Origin of the sequence: Paenibacillus xylanexedens (assembly GCF_007676705.1) — a bacterium.
Taxonomy (GTDB): Bacteria; Bacillota; Bacilli; order Paenibacillales; family Paenibacillaceae; genus Paenibacillus; species Paenibacillus xylanexedens_C.
Genome location: NZ_VEBF01000935.1, coordinates 1 through 220, shown reverse-complemented (window position 1 = coordinate 220; position 220 = coordinate 1). Strand labels below are relative to the sequence as shown.

Genomic DNA, 220 nt, shown 5'->3' with positions numbered 1-220 from the left:
TCACCCGAACATCATTCCCATTCCCGATCCTCCTCTACCCATACCAAACCTCGTGCTCAAAATCTATCTGGCCCTCAAACTGCCCACCCCAACTTTCCCCCAAGTTCTGCAGTTCATTCCTGAACATATCCTCATTCACAAACTCATTCTCCCACAACAAATTCATCAACCAAATCCCCTACCCATGCAATTCATTACCGACACATTCCCTCCAGAACCA

1 pseudogene is annotated in these 220 nt (G+C 47.3%); it reads left to right on the top strand.

The window, feature by feature from the left end:
* A pseudogene (locus FS628_RS31145) lies at positions 1 to 220 on the top strand (RbsD/FucU domain-containing protein); the annotation flags it as partial.